The 22144-nt window shown below is 70.6% G+C and carries 20 protein-coding genes; 10 read left to right on the top strand and 10 right to left on the bottom strand.

Features of this window, described 5'->3' with window-relative positions:
• Positions 1-7: 7 nt before the first annotated feature.
• Together AB6807_RS14010 and AB6807_RS14005 are read left to right on the top strand one after the other, a co-directional pair.
• Positions 8-682: an amino acid ABC transporter permease gene (locus AB6807_RS14010; protein ID WP_286515049.1), complete on the top strand. Its 675-nt coding sequence runs from the start codon at positions 8-10 to the stop codon at positions 680-682.
• Positions 682-1488, top strand: coding sequence for an amino acid ABC transporter ATP-binding protein (locus tag AB6807_RS14005; protein ID WP_371085039.1), 807 nt, complete (start codon positions 682-684; stop codon positions 1486-1488). Before AB6807_RS14010 ends, AB6807_RS14005 begins: the two co-directional genes overlap by 1 nt.
• A 53-nt stretch (positions 1489-1541) precedes the next feature.
• On the opposite strand, the gene AB6807_RS14000 is transcribed toward AB6807_RS14005, so the two are convergent.
• Entirely contained in the window at positions 1542-2498 is a 957-nt protein-coding gene (locus tag AB6807_RS14000; protein WP_371085038.1) for a LysR substrate-binding domain-containing protein, read from the bottom strand.
• 101 nt (positions 2499-2599) lie between these two features.
• Here AB6807_RS14000 and AB6807_RS13995 point away from each other — a divergent pair, with 101 nt between their 5' ends.
• Positions 2600-3949, top strand: a complete 1350-nt coding sequence (locus AB6807_RS13995) for an MFS transporter (protein WP_371085037.1) — start codon at positions 2600-2602, stop codon at positions 3947-3949.
• Here AB6807_RS13995 and AB6807_RS13990 read toward each other — a convergent pair.
• A complete protein-coding gene (locus AB6807_RS13990) occupies positions 3910-4971 on the bottom strand; it encodes an adenosine deaminase (RefSeq protein ID WP_286515043.1) in 1062 nt (353 codons plus the stop codon). The genes AB6807_RS13995 and AB6807_RS13990 overlap by 40 nt on opposite strands.
• A 191-nt stretch (positions 4972-5162) precedes the next feature.
• Between AB6807_RS13990 and AB6807_RS13985 the strand changes: the two genes are divergently transcribed.
• Positions 5163-6128, top strand: a complete 966-nt coding sequence (locus tag AB6807_RS13985) for a helix-turn-helix domain-containing protein (protein WP_371085036.1) — start codon at positions 5163-5165, stop codon at positions 6126-6128.
• A 70-nt stretch (positions 6129-6198) separates the two neighbouring features.
• A complete protein-coding gene (locus AB6807_RS13980; RefSeq protein WP_371085035.1) occupies positions 6199-6747 on the top strand; it encodes a DsbA family protein in 549 nt (182 codons plus the stop codon).
• A gap of 21 nt (positions 6748-6768) precedes the next feature.
• Here the strand turns inward: AB6807_RS13980 and AB6807_RS13975 are convergent, their stop codons facing one another.
• Positions 6769-7683, bottom strand: a complete 915-nt coding sequence (locus tag AB6807_RS13975) for a LysR family transcriptional regulator (RefSeq protein WP_116911339.1) — start codon at positions 7681-7683, stop codon at positions 6769-6771.
• 203 nt (positions 7684-7886) lie between these two features.
• Between AB6807_RS13975 and AB6807_RS13970 the strand changes: the two genes are divergently transcribed.
• Complete coding sequence (locus AB6807_RS13970) at positions 7887-8876, top strand: Bug family tripartite tricarboxylate transporter substrate binding protein (RefSeq protein ID WP_371085034.1); 990 nt, start codon at positions 7887-7889, stop codon at positions 8874-8876.
• Positions 8876-10435 carry an amidase gene (locus tag AB6807_RS13965; protein ID WP_371085033.1) on the top strand — a complete coding sequence of 520 codons (1560 nt, stop codon included), beginning with the start codon at positions 8876-8878 and terminating at the stop codon, positions 10433-10435. Before AB6807_RS13970 ends, AB6807_RS13965 begins: the two co-directional genes overlap by 1 nt.
• Positions 10436-10460: 25 nt before the next feature.
• On the opposite strand, the gene AB6807_RS13960 is transcribed toward AB6807_RS13965, so the two are convergent.
• The gene (locus tag AB6807_RS13960; protein ID WP_371085032.1) at positions 10461-11507 is read right to left on the bottom strand and encodes a helix-turn-helix domain-containing protein; all 1047 of its coding nucleotides are present in this window, start codon (positions 11505-11507) and stop codon (positions 10461-10463) included.
• Between the two features lie 217 nt (positions 11508-11724).
• On the opposite strand from AB6807_RS13960, the gene AB6807_RS13955 reads away from it, so the two are divergent.
• Both AB6807_RS13955 and AB6807_RS13950 read left to right on the top strand, forming a co-directional pair.
• Positions 11725-12717, top strand: a complete 993-nt coding sequence (locus AB6807_RS13955; protein ID WP_371085031.1) for a Bug family tripartite tricarboxylate transporter substrate binding protein — start codon at positions 11725-11727, stop codon at positions 12715-12717.
• A gap of 188 nt (positions 12718-12905) precedes the next feature.
• Positions 12906-13925: a porin gene (locus tag AB6807_RS13950; RefSeq protein ID WP_371085030.1), complete on the top strand. Its 1020-nt coding sequence runs from the start codon at positions 12906-12908 to the stop codon at positions 13923-13925.
• Between the two features lie 54 nt (positions 13926-13979).
• Here the strand turns inward: AB6807_RS13950 and AB6807_RS13945 are convergent, their stop codons facing one another.
• From AB6807_RS13945 to AB6807_RS13930, 4 genes are read right to left on the bottom strand one after another with little or no spacing between them, the layout of a single operon-like run.
• Positions 13980-15167 carry a DUF5624 domain-containing protein gene (locus AB6807_RS13945; protein ID WP_371085029.1) on the bottom strand — a complete coding sequence of 396 codons (1188 nt, stop codon included), beginning with the start codon at positions 15165-15167 and terminating at the stop codon, positions 13980-13982.
• On the bottom strand, positions 15164-16282 hold the full coding sequence (locus AB6807_RS13940) for a hypothetical protein (RefSeq protein ID WP_371085028.1): 1119 nt from the start codon (positions 16280-16282) through the stop codon (positions 15164-15166). Before AB6807_RS13940 ends, AB6807_RS13945 begins: the two co-directional genes overlap by 4 nt.
• Before the next feature lie 31 nt (positions 16283-16313).
• Complete coding sequence (locus tag AB6807_RS13935) at positions 16314-17210, bottom strand: amidohydrolase (RefSeq protein ID WP_371085027.1); 897 nt, start codon at positions 17208-17210, stop codon at positions 16314-16316.
• Positions 17207-18037 carry an HpcH/HpaI aldolase/citrate lyase family protein gene (locus AB6807_RS13930; protein WP_371085026.1) on the bottom strand — a complete coding sequence of 277 codons (831 nt, stop codon included), beginning with the start codon at positions 18035-18037 and terminating at the stop codon, positions 17207-17209. The genes AB6807_RS13935 and AB6807_RS13930 overlap by 4 nt, the downstream gene beginning before the upstream one ends.
• 155 nt (positions 18038-18192) lie before the next feature.
• Between AB6807_RS13930 and AB6807_RS13925 the strand changes: the two genes are divergently transcribed.
• The gene (locus AB6807_RS13925) at positions 18193-19086 is read left to right on the top strand and encodes a LysR substrate-binding domain-containing protein (RefSeq protein WP_371085025.1); all 894 of its coding nucleotides are present in this window, start codon (positions 18193-18195) and stop codon (positions 19084-19086) included.
• Between the two features lie 63 nt (positions 19087-19149).
• Here the strand turns inward: AB6807_RS13925 and AB6807_RS13920 are convergent, their stop codons facing one another.
• Both AB6807_RS13920 and AB6807_RS13915 read right to left on the bottom strand, forming a co-directional pair.
• Positions 19150-20442, bottom strand: coding sequence for an MFS transporter (locus AB6807_RS13920; RefSeq protein ID WP_371085024.1), 1293 nt, complete (start codon positions 20440-20442; stop codon positions 19150-19152).
• Between the two features lie 191 nt (positions 20443-20633).
• Complete coding sequence (locus tag AB6807_RS13915) at positions 20634-22073, bottom strand: catalase (RefSeq protein ID WP_371085023.1); 1440 nt, start codon at positions 22071-22073, stop codon at positions 20634-20636.
• Positions 22074-22144: the final 71 nt, after the last annotated feature.

Here is a 22144-nt window from a genome sequence, read left to right as displayed (position 1 = left end):
CCGCCGCATGGAACAAGCTTCATACGCATGGGACTTCGGGTCCCTGGTGCCCTACCTGCCGCTGATCTGGCGCGGGCTGGGCGTGACGCTGGCCTTCACCGTCAGCACGGTGCTGGTCGGGCTGGTGCTCGGGCTGGTCACGGGCGTGCTGCGCAACCCCACGATGACGCGCTGGGTGAGCGTGCCGCTGCAGATCTGGACCGAGATCTTCCGCTGCACGCCGCTGCTGGTGCAGCTGGTGTGGGCCTACTACGCGCTGCCGGTGCTCATCGGCGTGGACATGTCGGCCACCACCGCCTGCTTCCTGGCGCTGTCGTTCTATGCGGGCGCCTTCTACAGCGAGATCTTCCGCGGCGGCATCGAGGCGGTCGACCGCGGCCAGTGGGAAGCCGGGCGCGCCATCGGCATGCGGCGCGGGCGCATCTTTCGCCGCATCATCCTGCCGCAGGCCTTTCCGCTGATGATTCCGTCGCTCATCAACCAGACCATCATGCAGCTGAAAAACACCTCGCTGGTGTCGGCGGTCGCGGTGGGCGACCTGCTGTACCAGGGCTCGGTGATCACCGGCGCCAGCTACCGGCCGCTGGAGGTCTACACGACCATCGCGGTCATCTACTTCGCGGTGCTCTTCCCGCTCACCCTCATTGCCACGCGGGTGGAACGCCGCCTGGCCGCCAAGTGATGTCAACGCCTTTCACTCCTCCCGGCGCGCCGCCCCAGGCCGCGCCCATCCTCGAGGCCACGGCCATCCACAAGTCCTTCGGCGACCACCACGTGCTCAAGGGCGTCTCGCTCTCGGTGCAGGCGGGCGAAGTGGTGACCCTCATCGGTGCCAGCGGCTCGGGCAAGTCGACCTTCCTGCGCTGCATGAACCTGCTGGAGATGCCCGAGGACGGGCAGCTCGGCGTGGCGGGCCACAGCTTCGCGTTCAAGGGCGCGAGCCGCGCCCCCAAGGACGCGCAGCTGGCCGCGCTGCGCGCGAACATCGGCATGGTGTTCCAGCACTTCAACCTGTTCCCGCACATGACGGTGCTGCAGAACATCATCGAAGGCCCGGTGCAGGTGCAGGGCAAGCGCCCCGACGAAGCCAAGGCGCTCGCGATGACGCTGCTGGGCAAGGTCGGCCTCGCCGAAAAAGCCGACCAGCATCCGGGGCGCCTGTCGGGCGGCCAGAAGCAGCGCGTGGCCATTGCGCGCGCGCTGGCCATGCAGCCGGCCGTGATGCTGTTCGACGAGCCCACCTCCGCGCTGGACCCCGAGCTGGTCGGCGAGGTGCTGGCCGTGATCCGCGAGCTGGCCGCCGACGGCATGACGATGGTGTTGGTGACGCACGAGATGGCCTTCGCGGCCCATGTGTCGGACCGCATCGGCTTCATGCGCGACGGTGTCATGGCCGAGATCGGGCCGGCCGAAGACATCATGCACAGGCCGAAGGACCCGAAGCTGGTGTCGTTCCTGGAACGCTTTCACGCGGCGCGCCAGGGCTGAGCCTGAACGTCGGTGAGAACGTCAGTTCAGCGGCGGCGCCCCGGCACGCGCCCTCAGCGCAGCGCCACGCCCACCGGCTGCACATGCTGCCGCACGGCCTCGAGCAGCAGCGTGGCCAGCCGGCTCGCGGGCGCTTCCGAATGCGCCTGCGCGCGGTACAGCACCAGCGAGATCTGCGGCAGCGCCGGCAGCGACAGCACCGCGCGGTCGAGCGTGCGCACGTGCGAGGGCAGGCCGAAGGGCGTGCGAACCGTCAGGCCCAGGCCGGCCGACGTGGCGGCCCACAGCGCCGCCAGGCTGGCGCTGCCGAAGGCCCGGCGCCACGGCAGGCCGGCGCGGTCGAGCACGGCGATGACGATCTCGCGCAGCGGGCACGGGGCGTCCAGCATGATGAGCGGCAGCGGCTCCCTGCTCTTGGGTTGTCGGGCGGCGCCGGCACGGTGTTCGCGCTCGGTCCACCAGGGCGCATCGACCCGGTCGGGGGCGGTCGGGCCTATCCAAAGCAGCGGCAGCCGCGCCACGCGCTCGGCATGGGGCGAGAGCGGCTGGTCGCCCGCGTCCCACGCCAGCGCCAGGTCGAGCTGGCCGAGCTCGAGCCGCTCGCGCAGCTCGCCGCTGCGCGCCACGCAGGCCTCGATGCGCACCTTGGGGTGGGCGCGCGCGAAGCGCCCGAGCACGGCCGGCAGCAGCGTCTCGCCGAAGTCTTCCTGCAGGCCCAGGCGCACCCAGCCCTGCAGGTCGACACCGCGCATGGCGGCGCTGGCCTCGTCGTTCAGCTCGAGCATGCGGTGCGCGTAGGCCAGCAGCGTTTCGCCGGCGTCCGTAAGTGACAGGCCGCGCCCCTCCTTGCGGAACAGCACGGTGCCGGCCTGCGACTCCAGCTTTTTCAGCTGCGCGCTCACGGCCGAGGTCGAGCGGCCCAGCCGGTCGGCCGCGCGCGCGTAGCTGCCGAGCGCCATGCCGGTGGAGAAGGTGCGCAGCACGTCGAGGTCGAACATTACCTGGGTCATTGGAAGTCCTTGCCTGTCTGAATAGTCCTGCTTTTCAGGACGATGGGCCCATTATTTTCTGATTTTCAAAACCTTCGCAACGGCGGACACTGCGCCGCAACATGACACATCCGCCCTCTTCTTCCCTCGCGTTTTCGCGCCGCCACCGCTGGAAGGTGCTCGCCGCCGGCGTGGCCGCCAACGCGGCGTTCTCGGTCGCCTTCAGCGGCATTCCCATGACCGCGGTGCTGATGCGCACCGGCTACCAGCTCGACAACGCCACGCTCGGGCTGGTGCTCGGCCTCATGGGCCTGGGCATTGCCGTGAGCGAGCTGCCCTGGGGCCTGCTGACGGACCGCTGGGGCGACCGGCCGGTGCTGCTGGTGGGCCTGGGCAGCACGGCGCTCGCGCTGGTGGCGATGGCGCTGTGGGCGGCGCCTTCTTCCGGCCACATTCCGTCGCTCGGCTGGCTGGCCGCCGGGCTGCTGCTGGTGGGCCTGCTCGGCGGCAGCGTGAACGGCGCGAGCGGGCGCGCGGTGATGACCTGGTTCGACGCCGGCGAACGCGGCCTCGCGATGAGCATCCGCCAGACCGCCGTGCCGCTGGGCGGCGGCATCGGCGCGCTGGTGCTGCCCTTCGTGGCGCTGCACTTCGGCTTCGCGGCGCTGTACGGCCTGCTGGCGCTGCTGTGCGCGCTGAGCGCAGGCATGAGCTGGGCCTGGGTGCACGAGCCGCCCATCGCGAAGGCCACGCCGGCCAGCGCGATGCCGTCGGGCAGCAAGGCAGCTGAGACGGTCGATACCGCTGCCCCCGCGACCGGCCCGCTGCGCGACGCACGGGTGTGGCGCATCGTCGCGGGCATCGGCATTCTTTGCGCGCCGCAGTTCGCGGTACTGTCCTTCGGCACCGTGTTCCTGCACGACTTCGGCCATGCCGGCCTGGGCACCATCACCGCGACGATGGTGTGCGTGCAGGTGGGCGCGATGGTCATGCGCGTGTGGAGCGGCCGCTGGACCGACCGGCGCCGCAACCGGCCTGCCTACCTGCGGGCCTGCAGCACGCTCAGCGTGGCGTTGTTCGCGGGGCTGGCGCTGCTGGTGCTGGCGGGCGGCGCGCACGCGGCCGATTCGGCGGCGCTGCGCATCGCGCTGGTGGTGCTGCTGGCGGCGAGCGGGGTGTGCGTGTCGGCCTGGCACGGCGTGGCCTACACCGAGCTCGCCACGCTGGCCGGCGCAGCCCGCGCCGGCACCGCCCTGGGCATGGCGAACACCAGCGTGTTCCTGGTGTGCTTCGTCACGCCCTTTTCCATTCCGCACCTGCTGGCGGCGCAGGGCTGGCCGCTGGTGTGGCTGGCGGCCAGCGCCTGCGCGCTGGTGGCGCTGCCGCTGCTGGTGCCGCGGCCTGCCGCTGCGTCAGCCTCAGCGGCGCCGGATCAGAAGGTGGCGAAGACGGCGTTGAGCCGCTCGACGTAGCCGCGCTTGGCGGCCTCGTCGATGAAGCTGCCCTCGAAGCTGTTGGCAGCCAGCTGCCAGGCGTGCCGCACGCTCAGCCCGGTGGCCGCGAAGGTCTCCAGGAAGTTCTGGTTCATGTAGCCGCCGAAGTAGGCGGGGTCGTCCGAGTTCACGGTGGCGACCAGGCCGGCGTCCAGCAGCGTGCCCAGGTTGTGCTGCGCCAGGTCGGGGAACACGCACAGCTTGAGGTTCGACAGCGGGCACACGGTGAGCGGAATGCGCTCTTGCGCGAGCCGCGCCATCAGCGCCGGGTCCTTGGCGCTCTGCACGCCGTGGTCGACGCGCTCGACCTTCAGCACGTCGAGCGCGCTCCACACGTACGCGGGCGGGCCCTCTTCGCCCGCGTGCGCGACCAGGTGCAGGCCCAGCTCGCGGCAGCGCGCGAACACGCGCGCGAACTTCTCGGGCGGGTGGCCCACCTCGCTCGAATCGAGCCCCACGCCGATGAACTTGTCGCGAAACGGCAGCGCCTGCGCCAGCGTGTCGAAGGCCTCTTCCTCGCTCAGGTGGCGCAGGAAGCAAAGAATGAGCGAGGCGCTCACGCCCAGCTTCGGCCCGGCCTCGACGCAGGCGCGGTGCAGGCCGTGCACCACGGTTTCCATCGCCACGCCGCGCGCGGTGTGCGTCTGCGGGTCGAAGAACATCTCGGTGTGCACCACGTTGTCGGCCGCGGCGCGCTCCAGGTAGGCCCAGGCCATGTCGAAGAAGTCCTGCTCCTTCAGCAGCACGCTGGCGCCGGCGTAGTAGATGTCCAGGAAGCTCTGCAGGTTGGTGAAGGCGTAGGCCTTGCGCAGCTCCTCGACGCTGGCGTAGGGAATGCGCACGCCGTTGCGCTGCGCGAGCGCGAAGATGAGCTCGGGCTCCAGCGAGCCTTCGATGTGCATGTGCAGCTCGGCCTTGGGCATGGCGCGCAGCAGCTCGGGCAGGCGGTCGGCGGGAATGCGGTCGAAGCGCGCGTCGTAGGTGGGGCGAAAGTCGGTCATGGGGGGAGGCATCTGCGTTGTGATCGCGCACAGCATAAAGGCAGCCACCGCCCGAGAGATACACGAAACCTTACAGCTTGCATTCGCGCCCGCGCCGCGTTTTCAATAAAACGCACAAAGCTTCTATCCAGAATCCGCCGCAGCGCCGCCAATCGGAAGCTCTGCCACTCCCGTCTTTCGCCCGCCCGTCCATGCACGCCGACAGCAGCTTTTCTTCGGCAACAGGCCCGGTGCAGCGACCGGTGCCCGCCCCTGCGCACCCTGCCCCGGCCCCCGCCACGGACGGCCTCGGCTGCACGGCCAGCCACCTGAGCCAGGACCGCGACCTGCTGGCCAACGGCGTGCGGGTCTACCGCAAGACCGTGGACGGCCCGCAGCGCCAGCACGTGGAAACCGCCGCCAGCGGGCGCGGCGTGCTGGTGGGCGTGTCGCTGCGCGACGGCCACCGCCGGCGCGTGCTGCACGAGCACCACGCCGTGCGCCACGACTTCGGCAAGGGCGCCATCTACATCCGCGACTTCTGCGACCGCTACCGCGCCGACATGGAGACCGGCTTCGACTTCGTGCTGCTCGAAATTTCCCACGCCGCGCTCGAACGCGCCCTGGACGACCGAGCCGGCCCGCGCGCCGGCGGGCTCGCGGCCGTCACGGCCGAGCGCGACGACGTGCTCGCCCATCTCGCGCAGGCGCTGGTGCCGGCGCTGCACGACCCGGCCGACACCAGCCTGCTGTTCGTCGACCAGGTCTGCCTGGCCGTCACCAGCTACCTGGTCGATGCGCACGGCCGCGCCGCGCCGCCGAACGAGCCGCGCACGCAGCGCGTGCTGTCGCGCTCGCACGAGGCGCGCGCCAAGGAAATGCTGCGCAGCAAGATCGACGGCGCCATTTCAGTCGCCGAGATCGCGGACGCCTGCAACCTGTCGCGCAGCTACTTCATTCACGCGTTTCGCGAAACCACCGGGCAGACGCCGCACCAGTGGCTCATCGCGCAACGGCTGGAGCGCGCGCAGGCGCTGCTGATGGACTTCGAGCGCCCGCTGGCGGACGTGGCCGCGGCCTGCGGCTTTGCCGACCAGAGCCACTTCACGCGCGTGTTCTCGCAGTACACGGGCTCGCCGCCGGGCAGCTGGCGGCGCAAGATGCGGGTGGCGCGCTGAACGGCGCGCGCGCCGGAGCAAGTCTTTTTCTTCTTTTTTCACACCCCTACATCCATCCTGCGAGGCCTTCATGAGCGCACCGTCCCACGCGAACCCGAACCCCCTCCTCACGCCCGACCCCGCCACCGAGCACATCCTCGGGCCGGCCTCGGCCCGCGTCACCCTCATCGAGTTCGGCGACTTCGAATGCCCGTCGTGCCGCCAGGCCCACCCGGCCGTGCAGATGATGCTGTCGCACTTCGGCGCGCAGGTGCGCTTCGTGTTCCGCCACTTTCCGCTGCGCGAGGTGCACCCGCACGCGGAGCTGGCGGCGGAGGCCGCCGAGGCCGCGGGCGCGCAGGGCAAGTTCTGGCCCTATGCAGAGCTGCTGTTCAACCACCAGAGCCACCTGGATGCCACCCACCTGGACGCCTACGCCGCGCAGCTGGGCCTGGACATGCCGCGCTTCGAAAACGAGCTGAAAGACACCGTGTACCGCCAGCGCGTGCAGGAGCAGGTCGAGATCGGCCGGCGGCTCAACGTGCGCGCCACGCCCACCTTCTACGTCAACGGCGAGTTCACCGACGTGTCTTTCGGGCTGGAGCACCTGCGCAGCGCCATCGAGCGCGCGCTGAAGTAGGCACCGGGCACGCGGCCTGCCTCATCCCGAGGCCTGCACCGCCTCCACCAGGTAGCGCACGAAGGCCTTGCCCGCGTCGGGCAGCGCGCGGCCGGCCAGGGTCTCGATCTCGAGGTGGCGCTCGTTCATCTCGCGGTCTTTCAGGGCAATGGCGACCAGGGCCTTGCTCTGCAGCAGCGTGCGCATCGACAGCGCACCGTAGAAGGCGATGCTGCCGCCGCCGGCCGCGGCAAAGCTCAGCAGCGCGTTGGCGTGGTTGCTCGACATGGCCTGCGCATAGCGCAGCCCCTGGCGGGTGCAGCTGGCGTCCAGCAGCCGGCGGATCGAGCTGTCTTCCTGCGGCAGCCCCAGCGGGTAGGCCACCACCTGGCGCAGCGTGAGCTGGCGCTGTTGCGCCAGCGGATGGTCCCTGGCCATCACGGCCAGGATGGGGCTGGGGTGGCGCAGCTCGATCTCGATGCCGGGCTCGGGCACCGCGCTCAGCGTGATGCCCACGTCGGCCTCGCCGTCGCGCACCCGCCGCGAAACGTCGCCGGGCGGGCACACCTCCAGGTGAAAGCGGATGCCCTCGTGCTTGCGCCTGAAGCGCGCCACCAGCGTGGGAATGAAGTCGAAGGCGAAGCCCTCGGTACTCGCGATGCGCACATGCCCGCTGCGCAGGCCGCGCAGGCCCGCGATGTCGTTCGCCACGCGCTCGATGTCCTGCTGCGCCCGCTTCGCATGCGCGGCCAGCAGCTCGCCGGCGGCGTTGGGCACCATGCCGCGCGCATGGCGGTCGAACAGCAGCGTGTCCAGCTCGCGCTCCAGCCGCGCCACCTGGCGGCTCACCGCCGAGGGCGCCACGTTGAGCTTGAGCGCCGCGTCCTTCACCGAGCCGGTCTTCACGACCTCCAGAAAGTAGCGGACCGCGGTTTCCTGCAAGGCGCGAAGCGTCATGAATTCCTTCGGTGGAAAGGGGTGCGCCGCGGCGGTGTGAAGACGGCGCCGATTGCCGTTTCGGCAACGCACGATTCTAAACATTGCGCTTGTGGCAGCGCGTTGCGGCTCCTAGGATGAACCTGCGAGCCCTACCGGCCCTTACCGGTCCACGCTGGCCCGCACCGGCCAGCCCCTTCCCTAGCCCCCCAGGAGTTCCCCCGATGAACCGTCTCCCGCTCATGGCACGCATGGCATGGCTGTGCTGCTTCGGCTTCGGCGCCCTGCCGTTCGCCGCCCTCGCCGCCGAGACCGCTTTTCCCTCGCGCCCGCTCACGCTGGTCATTCCCTTTCCGCCCGGCGGCGCGACCGACGTCAACGGCCGCGTCATCGCGCAGCGCCTGGGCAAGGAACTGGGCCAGCCCGTGGTCATCGAGAACCGTGCGGGCGCCGGCACGGTGATCGGCGCGAGCTACGTGGCCAAGGCCGCGCCCGACGGCTACACGCTGCTGGTCAGCTCGGGCACCACCTTCACCGTGAACCCGGCCATTCGCGCCAACCTGCCCTACGACCCGGTGAAGGGCTTCGACCCCATCGGCATCGCCGGGCGCACCGGCCTCGTCCTTCTGGCCAACAGCGAGGTGCCGGTGAAGACGGTGCAGCAGTTCGTCGACTACGTGAAGGCCTCGCCCGGCAAGTACTCGTACGGCTCCTTCGGCACCGGCACCACCGCGCAGTTCGCCGGCGAAAGCGTGCTGCACGCGGCCGGCCTGAAGATGACGCACGTGCCCTACAAGGGCAGCGCGCCGGCCATGACCGACCTGATGGGCGGGCAGATTCCGTTCAGCATCGACACCGTGAGCGCCGCCATCCCGCAGCTGAAGAGCGGCAAGATCAAGGCCATCGCGCTCACCACGACCAAGCGCTCCGCGCTGCTGCCCGACGTGCCCACCCTGGCCGAGAGCGGCTACCCCGACATCGACATGGACACCTGGCTGGTGCTGGCCGCGCCCAAGGGCCTGCCGGCCGACGTGAAGGCCAGGCTGGAGAAGGCGCTGGCCGTGACCATCGCCGACCCCGACACCCGCGCCAGGCTGCTGGCGCAGGGGCTGGAGCCGGCCTACAGCAACGCCGCCGCGGCCAGCGAGCTCATCAACCGCGAGCTGCCGCTGATGCGCGCGGTGGCGGCGCGCGCCAACATCACCGCCGACTGATGAACACCACGCACACCTCCATGGAAGGCCGCCAGGAACCCGGCGCCGACCTCGTCGAGACCTCCGCCGTCGCGCTGCGCCGCCTCATCGGCCGCAAGCAGGTCTCGCCCGTCGAGCTGCTCGAGGCATGCATCGCGCGCATCGAGCGCGTGAACCCGTTCGTCAACGCCGTGACCGCGACCTGCTTCGAGCGCGCGCGCGCCGAGGCCCGCGCCGCGGAAAGCGCCGTGATGCGCGGCGACACCCTGGGCCTGCTGCACGGCCTGCCGCTGGGCGTGAAGGACCTGGAGCCGACCGAAGGCCTGCTCACCACCTGGGGCTCCGCCATCTACCGCGACCACGTGCCCACGCAGGACATCGAGCTGGTGGCGCGCCTGCGCCGCGCGGGCGCCATCGTCGCGGGCAAGACCAACGTGCCCGAGATGGGCGCGGGCGCCAACTCGCGCAACGCGGTGTGGGGCGCCACCGGCAACCCGTTCGACCCCAACCTCAACGCGGGCGGCTCCTCGGGCGGCTCGGCCGCCGCGCTGGCCTGCGACATGCTGCCGGTGTGCACCGGCTCCGACACCGGCGGCTCGCTGCGCATTCCCGCGGCCAAGTGCGGGGTGGTGGGCTTCAGGCCCTCGCCGGGCGTCGTGCCCAGCGTGCGCAAGCCGCTGGGCTGGACGCCCCTTTCGGTGGTCGGCCCCATGGGCCGCACCGTGGACGACGCCTGCCTGCAGCTGGCCGCCGCTGCCGGCATGAGCGCGGGCGACCCGCTGAGCTACCCGCTTGACCCGATGTCGTTCCTGGCGCCCGCGCACGTCGACCTGGCCGGCCTGCGCGTGGCATGGACCGAAGACTTCGGCACCTGCGCCGTGGACGACGACATCCGCGCCACCTTCCGGCAAAAGATGGGCGCCATGCGCCACCTGTTCGCGCGCTGCGACCCGGTCGACTTCGACATGGGCGAGGCGCACCGCTGCTTCGACGTGCTGCGCGCCGAGGCCTTCGTGGCCGGCATGCACGCGGCCTACGAGCGCGACCCCGCGAGCCTGGGCCCCAACCCGCGCGCCAACTACGAGATGGGCGCGCGCATGAGCCTGCTCGACAGCGCCTGGGCGCAGGCCGAGCAGACCCGCCTGCTCCAGCGCTTCCAGGCGACCTTCGCCGACTACGACCTGGTGCTGTCGCCGACCACGCCGGTCTCGCCCTTTCCGTGGACGCAGCTGTACGCCAGCCACATCAACGGCGAACCGCAGGCCAACTACTACCGCTGGCTGGCGCTGACCTACGTGGTCACGCTGACCACGCACCCCGCCATTTCGCTGCCCTGCGGGCTCGACCACGCGGGCATGCCCTTTGGGCTGCAGGTGGTGGGCGGCTTTCGCGCGGACCACCAGGTGCTGGGCGCGGCGCGGGCGATGGAAGAAGCCTTCGCGGCGCATGCGCAACTGCGCCGGCCGCGGCCCGACCTGGCCGCGTTGCGCGAGGCGCAGCCCGCGCTGCGCTCGATCGTGACCACGCCGCCGGTGTTCAACAGCGCCGCAGCGGGCACCGCCGCCGTGTCGGCGGTATAGCGCCGTATAGATAAGCGAAGCGCGGCTACCTGAAAGCGAGGGGAAAAGCCTGCGCGGGCCAGCCCGCATGCCGCTGCTGCCACGCCGGCTCGCGCCGCAGCAAGGGCGCGTACGCATGCAGCTCCTGCGGCGCGATGTCGTAGGTGCGCCGGAACGCCCGCGTGAAGCTCGACGCGTTGTTGAACCCCAGCCCCGCCGCGATGTCCTGCACGGCCAGGTTCGGAAAGCGCACCAGCTCGTCGGCGGCCGTTCGCAGCCTGCGGGCGCGGATGTACGCGGCCAGCCCGCCGTGGTGCAGGAACAGGCGGTACACGCTGGCGCGCGACAGCTGCAGCGACTGCAGCACGCTCTCGGGCGACAGCCCCGGGTCGTGCAGGTGCGCCTCCACGTGGCGGCAGACCTGGCCGTACACCGCGGCGCGCACCGCCGCACGCGCGTCGCCCGACAGCCCCGCCTCCCGGCTGAAGGCCGCCACCAGCAGCTGCACCGTGGTGCGAAAGCTGTCGCCCGCGTCATCGCGGGCCAGCCCCACGATCTGCCGGCTGAGCGCCAGCAGGTGCGACACCAGCATGCGCGTGAGCGGCGTGTTGGCCTCCACCCGCCGGCCGTGCAGCGAGGCGGCATCGGGAAAGGCCTTTTCCACCACCGCCCGCGGCACGAAGAACATCAGCATGCGCCCCTCGTGGCTGCGGATGGTGCAGGGCTGGTCCATGTCCAGCGCCAGGATGCTGGGCACTCTGGGCGCGCGGTGCTCGTCCGCGCGCATCCTGTGGCCGCGGAACTCGGCCGGAATGCCTTCGACGAACAGGTTGAACGAGATGTCGCGCACGCTCTCGGTCGACACCCGCCCCAGCGAGCGCACCGCCACGTTGGGGCCGGTGCGCATGTCGAAGAAGGTCAGGTCGTCGACCGTGTAGCGCGCGAACGAGGCGTCGAACACCGCCCCGTCTTCGAGCGCCGGCACGGGCTGCACGTCGTAGACGGTGCTCATGCGCTCCTGCCAGGCCGGCAGGCTGTGGCGGGCGTCGCCCTGCACCCCGAAACTGCTGTGGACGATGCCGGGGGCCAGCATGGGAGGCTGCGGGGGCAGGAGCAGGCGGTCTGACAGGAATCGATCTTCGGACATCACAAGGCAGGCAAAGGCACAGGAAGCACAACAAGCAGGGGGTTCGAACGACGGCGCGTTCGGCGCGAAGTTATACGAAAAGAGTATGACATTGCATCTCGAATCGGTATTTCCGAATATGACAGCCGCTGCCTAGCATGCGCCCATAAACAGGAGACGAGACATGAAGAGGATCCACACACTGGCGCTGGTGTGCGCCGCCGGCATGGCATGCACGGCAATGGCACAGCCGCAATCGCAACCCCAATCGCAGCCCCAGGCCGCCCCCTGGCCGCACCGCGCCATCAAGATAGTGACGCCCACGCCCCCCGGCGTGGGCTCCGACCTGTTCGCGCGCAGCTACGCCGAGCAACTTTCGCGCCTGCTGAAGGTGCCGGTGATCGTGGAGAACAAGCCCGGCGCGCTCTCCACCATCGGCACCGACGCGGTCGCCAAGGCCGCGCCGGACGGCTACACGGTGCTGTTCTCCACCAGCAATCCGTTCACGATGACGCCGTTCCTGCTCTCCAAGCTGCCCTACAGGCCCACGGAAGACCTGGTGCCCGTCACGCAGGCGCTGAAGGGCGGCTCCTTCATCGTGGCGAACAACGCGGTGCCCGCGCGCAACGCCGATGAACTGGTCGCGCTGGCCAGGCGGCAGCCGGGGCATGTGAGCTTTGCCTCGTACGGCTCGGGCAGCACCTCGCACCTGGGCTTCGAGCTGCTGCAGGAGGCCGCCTCCGTGCAGATGCTGCACGTGCCCTACAAGCAGGGCGCCATGCCCGACGTGATCGGCGGGCAGGTGATGCTGGGCTTCGAGCCGCCCATCTCCGCCCTGCCCAACATCAAGGCCGGCCGCGTGAAGGCGCTGGCGTACACCGGCAGCCAGCGCAGCCCCGCCCTGCCCGATGTGCCGACGCTGGCCGAGCGCTATCCCGGCCTGGAAGTGTCGACGTGGCTGGGCTTCTGGCTGCCCGCGCGCACGCCGTCGCACATCGTCGAGCGCCTGGGCCAGGCGATCCATACCGTCACCCGCTCGCCCGAGATGGCGCGGCAGATCGCCGACGCGGGGCTGGAGCCCATGGGCACCGGCCCTGAAGACACGCGCGCCATCATCGAGCGCGAAGCCGCCACCATGGGCCGGCTCATCAAGGCCAAGGGCATTCGCATCGACTGACGCGGGCCGGCCTCCTCTCTCTTCCCTTTTCTTCCGTTCGCTCCCGCCTTCGAGAGCACGCCGACAACGGCGGCGGACTCCTGGCACTCGACCCTTGCGCCACGCCAGGGCCGCGGGAGCGCGCGCGCCCTGCTCACGCCTCTTCAAGCCTGTTCACGCCTTTTTCTACAACCAGGAGACAACACCCCATGATCCGTTCCACCCTCGTGCTCGCCGCGGGCTGCCTCGGCCTGCACGGCCCCGCGCTCGCGCAATCGACCGTGTCCCTCTTCGGCACGGTCGACCTCAACCTCACCTTCGCGAAATCGGGCGAGCGCTCGGTCCGCGCGATGGACCAGGGCGGCAACGTGCTGCCCAGCCGGCTGGGCTTTCGCGGCACCGAAGACCTGGGCGGCGGGCTGGCCGCGAGCTTCTGGCTCGAGGCCGCCACGCTGCCCGACACCGGAGAGTTCCAGGGCGTGGGCTGGCAGCGGCGCTCCACCGTGAGCCTCTCGCACAACAGCTTCGGCGAGCTGCGCCTGGGCCGCGACTACACGCCCAGCTTCTGGAACGTGTCGCAGTTCTCGCCCTTCGGCACCGTGGGCGTGGGCGGCTCCAGCAACATCGTCGAAGGCTGGCCCTTCGGGCTCGGCGGCGCGAAGACGCTGGTGCGCGCCAACAACTCGGTCGGCTACTTTCTTCCGCGCAACCTGGGCGGCTTCTACGGCCAGGTCATGGTGGCGATGCCCGAAGGGCAACAGGGCATGAAGTACTCGGGCGCTCGGCTGGGCTACGCGTCGGGCTCGCTCGACATCGCGGCCAGCTACGGGCAGACGCCCGTCGAAGGCCGGCGCTACCGCAACGCCAGCCTGGGCGGCAGCTACGACTTCGGCGTGGTCAAGCTCTACGCCAACTACCTGCGGCAGAAGAACGCGCCGGAGAGCCAGACGCACGCGATGCTGGGCCTGAGCGTGCCGGTGGGCGCGGGCGTGATCAAGGCATCGATCGCGCGCGCCAACCGCTCGGGTCCGGGCGTGGACGCCGACGACGCCACGCAGGTGGCGCTGGGCTACGTGCACTGGCTCAGCAAGCGCACCGCGGTGTACGGCACCTGGTCGGTGGTGCGCAACAAGGGCAACGCGGCCTATGTGGTGAGCGATGCGCTGTCGGATCCGCAGGCCGGCGCGAACTCGCGCGGCCTGCAGTTCGGCATCTCGCACAACTTCTGAACGAGGGAGACAAAAAAAAGACCGGACGCCTCGCGCGTCCGGTCTTTCAGGTCTTCAGGAGAAATACCGCGGATAGTCCGCGCCGTCGAGCCCCGGCACCACCACCGCGCGCGGGTCGTTGCCGGCGGCCTCCAGCAGGTCGGCCGCGTAGTCGGTGACGCAGCCCGCGAGCAGCTGGCGCGGGTCTTCCAGAATCACGCGCAGCCGGGTGTTCAGCGCGTGCCAGTCGTCCGGCCCGGCAATGGCGGGCATGTCGCTCACCTCCATGGCGCCGGGCTGCAGCACGGGCCGGCTGCCACGGCCGGGCGCAAAGCGCGGATAGCCCTCGTACATCAGCGGGCCCAGGTCGCTCATGGCGCGCGTGGCCCACCACAGCTTGCGCATCGGCGCCTCGTGCGCCGCCACGGCCGCCAGGTCGACCGGACGCTCGAAGGTGGGCGCCGGCGCATGCGGCGCGATGTACACGCGCTCCAGCGGCAGCGCATGGTGCGAAGACGCCAGCACCATCGCGCACACCGCGTTGGTGCTCCACGTGACGCCGGCGGTGGGCCGCCCCTGCTTGCCCACGATGAGCACCATGGCGTTCGCCCAGTCGATGCGGTGCCGCTCGAACCACGCGATCGCGCGGTGCGCGGTGTCGAGCCCGACCAGGAAAAAGGTCGCGATCATCACCTGGTTCATCGGCACGCTCGCGCCCACGGCATCGCCGCTGGCTTCGAGGTAGTGCGCGCGCAGGTCGGCGGCGGTGAGCGTCTCGGGCTGCGCCAGGGCGCGGGCGATGTAGCGCTCGGTCAGTTCGCAGGCGTACTGCACCATGTTCGCGATGTCGGTCTCTCGCCCGCGGTAGGCGGGCACCGCGATGTGGTCGCGCCAGAGCGCGACGCTGTTCGCCGCGCGCGCCGCCGCGGTGGCGGCGAGCAGGCGCTCGGCCTCGCTGCGCCACAGCGTGCCCGCGGGATCGATCTCGCGCAGGCGCACCAGCGAGGCCAGCGCGGGCCCGAAGTGCGACACCGCCGCCAGCTCCTTGAAGCCGCGCGTCGTCAGCCGGTAGCCCTCGACCTCGGGCGGCTTGCCGCGGCCGGGAAAGAGAATGAAGTCGGCCGCCGTCGCCACGATCAGCGCCGCGTCGGGCGCGGCCTCGGCGGTGGCGCGGGTCATCTTCGCGCCCAGGCTGTCGGGGCTCGCGGTGTAGGTCTCGAACAGGCGCAGGAACTCGGGGCTCTGGAAGTTGGGCGCGCTCATCGGGCGTCTCCCGCCTGTGCCTGCGTTTGCGCCTCCCCCAGCCGGTACACCTTGCTCGGCGTGCGAAAGCGAATGTCCGCGCCCAGGCTGTTGGCGACCACCAGGTAGGCCTGGCCGTCTTCCTCGAAGGCGCAGGCATCGGTGCCGCCCAGCGTCGGAAACTCGCGCCGCACCGCCAGCCGGCCGTCGACGAAGCGGTAGCCCACCGAGGTCATCGAGGTGATGGGTGCCTCGCGGCTCCCCAGCAGGAAGTTGACCTGCACCAGCTCGCCGCCCTGCGCGTCTTCGCGCCAGATGAACTCGCGCCCACCGGGGCCGCTCAGCGTCTGGTGCGCAACGAAGCCGCAGCCGTTGCCGCTCCATCGCAGCAGCACCGTGTCGTCGTGCAGGCACGCAAAGGCCAGCCACGCTTCGCCGCCGTGCTCGAAGAACTGGAAGGCGCGGCCGGTCTTGCCCTCGAGCGGCTGGAAGTCCTCGAAGCGCGTGCCGCTCCAGAGCATCACGCGCGAGGGCGCCACATGGTCCGCGTAGGCCAGGAAGCGCTGCTCCCCGATCTCGAAGAACGCGAAGTTGTAGCCCCACACCGACTCGATGACCTGGAACTCCACGAAGCGCTCGCCGTTCCATTCGTACAGGGCCGATTTCGACGGATGCCGCGGCACGTTGCCTTCCATGGCCACGCCCTGCGCCAGCGCAAGAAAGTGCCGCTCGCCGATGGCGAAGTGCGTCCACTGCTTGGCTGCGAAGGTGGGCACGCGCTGCAGCTCGGTGAAGGCGCCGTCCTTCAGCTCGAAGATGACCGAGTCGACATTCAGCTCGTAGGGCCCGGTGCCCGACTTGAGGCTGGCGGTCGCAAGGAAGGCGCGTTCGCCGATGCGGAAGAACTCTGCGTCTTCCCCGCCCGGCACCGGCAGCCGCGCGTGCGGCTCGAAGGCCTCGCCCTGCCAGCGGTAGACGAGCGCATCGACGTTGCTGCTGTCGCCCACGGTGATCATTGCGGGCTGGCCCGGCACGTCGAGCGCCAGTTGCGGCACCACGAGGTAGCGCGTGCCGTCGTGAACGAAGGTCTCCACGGCGCGTGCGCCGGAGGTGTCGAGGTCCTGGATGCTGTGCATGGTGGGGCTCCCTGGGGTCGGCATGCGCACCTTACTGCGAAAGCGGCCCGAAGCCGAACAGCCGCGCCGGGTTGTCCACCAGGATGCGCCGGCGCGCGTGCGCACCGGGCACCCAGCTGGCGAGCAGGTTCAGCAGCTCGCCGGTGTCGCGCCCGCCTTCGGGAATGTGCGGCCAGTCGCTGCCCCAGATGGTGCGCTCGGGCAGCGCGTCGACGATGGCGTGCGCCAGCGGGCGCAGCTTGTCGTAGTTGCCGTCCTTCGCCACGCGGTAGGGGCCCGAGAGCTTCATCCAGCCGCGGCCGTCGGCCAGCACGCGCAGCAGGCGGTCGAAGTCCTGCCGCGTGAGGCCGTCGCTTTCCAGCATGTAGCCCATGTGGTCGATGACGAAGTCGGCATCGATATCGCCCAGGTACGGAATGAGGTCGCGCACCACCCAGCCCGGCGTATAGAACTGCAGGTGCCAGCCCAGCGCCTGGGTCTGGCGCACGCTGCGCTGTATGTACTGCACCAGCTCGGCGGTCGGCAGCGACGAGCGCAGGAACAGGTCGAGCCGCAGCGCGCGCACGCCGCGCAGGTGCATGTCCTGCAGCGCGGTCTGCGCGATGTCGTCGGCCACCATGGCCACGCCGCGCGCGCGTTCGCCGGCGATGTCCAGCGCGTCGAGCATGCAGCGGTTGTCGGTGCCGTAGAAGCTGGGCTGCACGATCACGTAGCGCGCCAGGCCCAGCGACGCGCACATGGCGTCCAGCTTGGCGAGCGGGCCGTCGGGCAGCGTGTAGTGCGGGTGTGCTACGTGCGGGTAGCGCGCTTCGCTCTCGAACACGTGCACGTGCGCGTCGCAGGCGCCGGCGGGCACGTCGAAAGACGGCCGCGCGAGCGTGTCGGCGGCGCGCATGGGCTTGGAGGTGAGGATGTCTGCAGAGGTCATGGCGAGTCGGAAGTTTCGATGGAGGCGAGCGCCAGCCGCACGCGCTCGTGCGCGGCGGCCAGCAGGAGATCGGTGTCGATGCCGGTCATGAGGAAAGGGGCCGCGCCGCGGCGCACCAGCTCGGCGGAATAGGCCGCGTCGGCGATGCCGCCGATGGCCAGCGGCTTGCCCGCGCGCAGGCAGGCGGCCAGCGCCGCCTCGTGCGCCTCGCGCACCCGCGGGTGGCGAAAGTCGCCGGGCACGCCCAGCTCCGCGCTCAGGTCGTTGGTGCCGATGCCCACGATGTCGATGCCCGGCACGGCGGCAATGCCGTCGATGTTGGCGATGCCCAGCGGGCTTTCGATGAGCACCTTCACGGCGGTGGCGCGGTTCATGGCCGCGTTGAACTCGGCCGCGGCCAGCTTGCGGTAGCCCAGGTGCGGCAGCGCGCCGATGGCCGAGCGGTGGCCCAGCGGCGGAAAGCGGCAGGCCGCCACCAGGTCTTCGGCCTGCGCCACGGTCTCGATGCGCGGCGCGATGATGCCCGCCGCGCCGCCGTCGAGCAGCCGGCCGATCACGCCGTACTCGCGCTCGGGCACGCGCACGAAGGGCATCAGCCCGATGTCGAGCGCCGCCGCGCAGATCTGCGCCGCCGCATCGATGCCGATGCTGCTGTGCTCCAGGTCCACCCAGATGGCGTGGTGGCCGCTGGCCTTGGCGATGCGTGCGATCTCGGGCGTGCGCGAGCAGCGGATGCCCAGCGCCGCCACCGGCAGGCGCTGCCGCAGGCGGCTCACGACGAGGTTGGTCGATGCGTCGGCGGGTGCCGAAGCCGTGTCTGGGGCCATGCGGAGTGTTCCTTCAGATGCGTTGTGAACGCGCTGTGAATGCGTTGCGGGTGCGTTGCGAATGCGTGGTTGTGCGGTTGCGGGTTGATGCTAGAGAATGGTCTTCATACCGGGAAATACCGAATTCGGATGGCTTTCGATACGCAGGAGATATCGTGGAACTTCGACACCTTCGCTACTTCGTCGCCGTGGCCGAAGAGCTCAACTTCACCCGCGCCGCCGAGCGCCTGTACATGGCGCAGCCGCCGCTGAGCACGCAGATCCGCGCGCTCGAAGAAGAGCTGGGCGTGCAGCTGTTCGAGCGCGACAAGCGCCGCGTGTACCTCACGCAGGCGGGGCGCCACTTCCTGGACCGGGCGCGCACCATCCTCGCGTCGGTGCAGAGCGCGAAAGACGAAGTGCACAGCGCCGCCGTCGGCGAAATCGGCAAGCTCAACCTGGGCTTCACCGCGTCGTCGATGCTCACGGCGGCGCTGCCCGCGGCCATTCGCGACTACCGCGCGAGCTTTCCGGCGGTGGAGCTGCGGCTGCAGGAGATGGCCTCGATGCACCAGCTCGACGCCATCAACGCCCGCGCGCTCGACCTGGGCGTGCTGCGCAAGCCCAACGTGGGCATTCCGGTGGGCGTGACCATCGAGGAGTGGTACTCGGCGCCGCTGGTGGCGGCCATGCCGCAGCAGCACGTGCTCACGCGCGGCAAGGGCATCCACATCAAGGAGCTGCAGGACGTGCCGCTCATCGTCTACCCGCGCGACGCGGGCATCGGCCTGTACTGGAAGGTGCAGGAGCTGTGCGCCAAGGCGGGGTTTCGCCCGGCGGTGATGCACGAGACGCGCGAGGCCTCGACCATGATCGGCCTGGTGGCCGCAGGCTTCGGCGTGGCCATCGTGCCGAACGACACGCAGTGCATCCAGCTCGAAGGGGTGCTGTACAGCCGCATCCTCGACAAGGATGCCGTCTCCAGCCTGTACCTGGGCCACCGCGACGCCGACGCCAACCCGCACCTGGACAGCCTGCTGCGGCTGCTGCGCGCGAGCCGCAACCGCTAGCAGCCGCTGGCCGGCCAGTCCGCTGGCCTGCCAATGCAACAGCTCGCCAGCTCGCCCGAAGGTTCAACCGCCGGACCGGTCCGCGGGCCGGCTGCGCGCCACCCACCCCAGCGCCGCCGCCGCCACCAGCGCCGGAATGGCCGCCAGCATGAACAGCCGGCTCCACGAGAGCTGCGCGCTCATCAGCATCCCGCCCACCAGCGGCCCCACGATGGAGCCGACGCGGCCGATGGACATCGACAGGCCGACGCCGGTGGCGCGCACGCTGGCCGGGTAGTAGTGCACGCACAGCGCCGGGATGTTCATCTGCCCGCCGATGACCAGCAGGCCGATGGCGAACACCAGGCAGAACGCGACAAGCTCGCCACCCATCTCCCTGCCGACCACGCTGTCGACGACATGCAGGCCGAACAGCGGCACCAGCAGCGCCCCCAGCGCCAGGCAGATGGCCACCGGGCCGAAAGGGCTGCGCCGCGCCACCACGAAGGACATGGCGAAGGCCCCGGCCACGCCGCCCACGTTCAGCATCACCCCGGCCAGCGCCGAGCGTTGCGGGCTCATGCCGTTCATGGCGAGCACGCTGGGCGTCCAGCTCAGCAGGAAGTAGCTGACCAGCAGGATCATGAATGCGGCGGTCGCGATCATCGCGGTGCCCACGGCCCGGCCATCGGCGACCACCTCGGCCAATGGATGCCTGACGGGTGACGGCGAGGCGCTGCCGCGTGCCGGGTCATTCGCTGGTTCATGCCCCGGCTCGGACATGGCGAACACCAGCGGCAGCAACGCCAGCGCGAGCGTTCCGCCGCCCACGAAGATGCCGCGCCAGCCCACCTGCTGCATCAGCGCGGCGGTGATGGCGCCGCCGGCCACCGCGCCGATCGGAAAGCCCAGGAACATGCGCGACACGGTGGCGCTGCGCCGCTCCGGGTGCGCATGCTCGGCCGCGAGCGCCGAGATGGTGGGAATGGCGCCGCCCAGCCCGATGCCCGACAGAAAGCGCCACGCCATGAGCTGCTCCGGCGAGCTGGCGCCGGCGCTCAGCAAAATGAAGCCGCCCGCCACCGCGATGGAGCCCAGCAGCAGCCTGCGCCGCCCGAAGCGGTCGGCCGCCGCGCCCACGGCCACGGCGCCCACCACCGCGCCCGCGAAGCTCATGGCGAACACCTTGCCGAAGGCGCCCGGCGGCATGCCCCATTCCCTGGAGACCAGCGGTGCGACGAAGGAGAGCATGAGCGTGTCGTACCCGTCGATCAGCGCGACCAGGAAGCAGACGACAACGGCGAAGCGGCTGGCGCGCGATGTGCGCGAGCCGCCGGGGAGCGGACGGGCCGCCCCGCGCACGGGGAGCGATGACATGGTTTTCTTGTCTCCTTCGGTGGTGCGCCTTGCGCGCGCCCCGCGCCGTCAGCTCACGGGCAGGGTCGGCGTCGCAGGCGCTGTGTCCGGCCGATGCTAGGAGTGGCCATGCATATCCGCCAATACATTTTCAGGGGGCCATTTGGGTAGCTTTGGCGTATGGATCGACGCCCTGGACGAACTGGGGCGGTCTACGCCAGCGCAGCTTCCACGCCCGCGCCCAGCGCCTCGTCCACCAGCCTGAAATGCGCCACCTGACGGCGTTGGATGCCCTCGGGCACGCCGGCCATCGCCGCGGCGAGGTTGGCGGCCAGGCGCGCGCGCTCGCCCTCGTCCATGCGCCGGTACAGCACGCTGGCCTGTGCGTAGTCGCCCAGCCCCTGGCGGTCGTCGAAGCGCATGGCGTCGCCCTGCAACGTCAGCGCGGGCTCCGCGTGGCGGCGGTCGGGGCGCGGGCCGCCGAAGGAGTTGGGCTCGTAGTAGGCGTCGGTGCGCGGCGGCACGTTCAGCCGCATGGCGCCGTCGGCGTGGTACGTGTGCACCGGCGACTGCGGGCGGTTCACGGGCAGCGCCGCATGGTGCGTGCCCACGCGGTAGCGCTGGGCGTCGGCATAGGCCAGCAGCCGGCCTTGCAGCAGCTTGTCGGGCGAGATGCACAGGCCTGGCACCAGGTGCGCCGGGTTGAAGGTGGCCTGCTCGACCTGCGCGAAGTAGTTGTCGGGGTTGGCGTCCAGCGTGAGCTCGCCCAGCTCGGTCAGCGGAAACATGTCCTGCGGCCAGACCTTGGTCGGGTCGAAGGGGTTGAACGGCAGCGCCTCGGCCTGGGCGTCGCTCATCAGCTGCACATGCAGCGACCAGCGCGGATGCTCGCCGCGCTCGATGGCCTCGAACAGGTCGCGCTGCGCGCTCTCGCGGTCGTCGGCGATGGTGTCGCGCGCCTGCGCGTCGCTCAGGCACCGGATGCCCTGCCGCGTGCGGAAGTGGAACTTGACCCACGCCCGCTCGCCGGCCTCGTTCAGCAGCCCGAAGGCGTGCGCGCCGTAGCCGTGCATGTGGCGGTAGCTGGCGGGCAGCCCGCGGTCGGAGAACAGCATCACGATCTGGTGGATGCTTTCGGGCGAGAGCGACCAGAAGTCCCAGATGGCGGTGGGCGAGCGCAGGTGGCTCACCGGGTGACGCTTGAGCGCGCGCACCAGGTCCGGAAACTTCTGCGGATCGCGGATGCAGGCCACCGGCAGGTGGCTGCCGACCAGGTCCCAGTTGCCCTCCTGCGTGTACGCCTTGAGCGCGAAGCCGCGCATGTCGCGCTCGGCATCGGCGCAGCCGCGCTCGCCCGTGAGGCCCGAAAAGCGCACCAGCACCGGCGTGACGCGCCCAGGCTGCAGGCAGTGCGCGCGCGTGTGGCGCGCGATGTCGCCGGTGATGCGCAGCGTGCCGAAGGCGGCCGCGCCCTTCGCATGCAGCACGCGCTCGGGAATGCGCTCGCGCGCCAGGTAGGCGAGCTTCTCGGCCATCTGGTAGTCCTGCAGCAGGATCGGCCCGCGCGGGCCGGCGGTGATGGAGTGCTGGCTGTCCGCCACGGGCGCGCCGCCCGCGGTGGTCAGGGTGGGGGGCCTGTGGTGTGTGCTCATGGCGATCTCCCGGATCGGTTCTCGCGCGAATGGTGGCGCCGATGAGCGCGCGCGTCTTGAACAAGAGTGGC

The organism is Variovorax sp. RCC_210 (assembly GCF_041355175.1).
Classification (GTDB): Bacteria; Pseudomonadota; Gammaproteobacteria; order Burkholderiales; family Burkholderiaceae_C; genus Variovorax.
Note: the sequence above shows the minus strand (reverse complement) of the source record. Positions and strands in the feature narration are given on the sequence as shown.